The 1741-nt window shown below is 67.9% G+C and carries 1 protein-coding gene; it reads left to right on the top strand.

All coding sequences use genetic code 11. The features are described 5' to 3' along the window. The first annotated feature begins 285 nt into the window (after positions 1 to 285). On the top strand, positions 286 to 1599 hold the full coding sequence (locus QZY48_RS03855; protein ID WP_295427966.1) for a TRZ/ATZ family hydrolase: 1314 nt from the start codon (positions 286 to 288) through the stop codon (positions 1597 to 1599). Positions 1600 to 1741: the final 142 nt, after the last annotated feature.

Here is a 1741-nt window from a genome sequence, read left to right as displayed (position 1 = left end):
TCACACCGGACCGTTACCAGTCTCGCATGTGCTCCTAGGCTACGACGGGAGAAACCGTCGGTTCCATCAGGTCGCCATATAGAGACTTCCAGTAGAACAATTACTTACGCGACTTCGTGTCGCACGATTATGATCAAGGCCACACTCAGCAATCAACGCCTTACCGAGGCGCAGACCATGGGCTTCGCCGCCGGGCCGCGCCAAGATTGGTTTCCACGGGCGCTACGGGTAGGATGATGGCGGCTAGTGTCGCCGATCCGCACCCGCTGCCATAGGCCCCGACCCATGCATGCCGACCTCCTGATCTTCCCCCAGTGGCTGCTCCCCGTGGACGCGCAGGACCGCGAGTTGCGCGACCATGCGGTGGCAGTGGCGGACGGTCGTATCCTCGCCGTCCTGCCCGCCCCGGAGGCCCGCCGGTCGATCACGGCCGCACGGGTGCTGGAGTTGCCCGGTCATGTGCTGATCCCGGGCCTGGTGAATGCCCACACCCATGCGGCCATGACCCTGATGCGCGGGTTGGCCGATGACCTGCCCCTCATGACCTGGCTCCACGGCTATATCTGGCCCACCGAGACACGCCGGGTGGACCCGCGTTTCGTCGGTGACGGCAGTCGGCTGGCCGTGTTGGAGATGCTGCGCGGCGGCGTCACCTGCTTCAATGACATGTATTTCTACCCGGAGGTGACCGCGCAGGTGGCGGCGGACGCCGGGATGCGGGCGCTGATCGGCATGATCGTGGTTGACCTTCCCACCGGCTACGCGGACGGCGCCGACGCCTATATCGCCAAGGGTCTGGCGCTGCATGCGCACTACCGCGACCATCCCCTGATCCGCATCGGCTTCGCCCCCCACTCGCCCTATGCGGTGTCCGACGCGCCCCTGGAGCGGATCCGCACCCTGGCCGACGAGTTGGAGGTGCCGGTCCATATCCACCTGCACGAGACCCGCGACGAGGTGGTCGCGTCGCTGCGCGACCACGGGGCGCGCCCGCTGGCGCGCCTGGAGGCCCTGGGTCTGGTCGGACCCGGGCTGGTGGCGGCGCACATGACCCAACTGGACGACGCGGAGATCGAGCACCTGGCCGCCGCCGGGGCCCATGTGGTGCACTGCCCGGAGTCCAACCTCAAGCTCGCCAGCGGCTTCTGCCCGGTCGCCCGGCTGCTCGCGGCCGGCGTGAACGTGGCCCTGGGCACCGATGGGGCCGCCAGCAACAACGACCTCGATCTGCTGGCTGAGATGCGCACCGCGGCCCTGCTCGCCAAGGGGGTCGCGGGCTCGGCCGCGGCGCTCCCGGCGGCGGCGGCCCTGCGCATGGCGACCCTCAACGGCGCGCGCGCCCTGGGTCTGGAGCGCGAGATCGGGTCCATCGAGCCCGGCAAGGCGGCCGACCTGGTGGCGCTCGATCTGCGTGACGCCAACACCCAGCCGCTCTACCGCGCCGTCTCGCACCTGGTCTATGCGGCCGGGCGCCATCAGGTTCGCCAGGTGTGGGTGCAGGGGCGTCAGGTGATCCGCGACGGCGCACCCACCAGTCTCGACCAGGAGGCCGTCATCGCCGCCGCCCAGGCTTGGGCCCAACGGCTCGCCCCAGCCTAGCTGCCCGTATTCCAAGAAACCCCCTCACGGAAACACGGATGTCGTTGTCATTGTCGTTGTCGTTGTCGTTGTCGAGGTTATCGTAGCGCCACGAATTCTCTCACCCGCCAAATTGCATCGCTTCTTCGATTACGACAACGAC

The organism is uncultured Thiodictyon sp. (assembly GCF_903828115.1).
Classification (GTDB): Bacteria; Pseudomonadota; Gammaproteobacteria; order Chromatiales; family Chromatiaceae; genus Thiodictyon.
This window is presented reverse-complemented; position numbering and strand designations above follow the sequence as displayed.

What these genes read in the sequence shown, in the direction of transcription:
- QZY48_RS03855 (WP_295427966.1), top strand. Translation starts at nt 286, where the DNA reads ATGCATGCCGACCTCCTGATCTTCCCCCAGTGGCTGCTCCCCGTGGAC.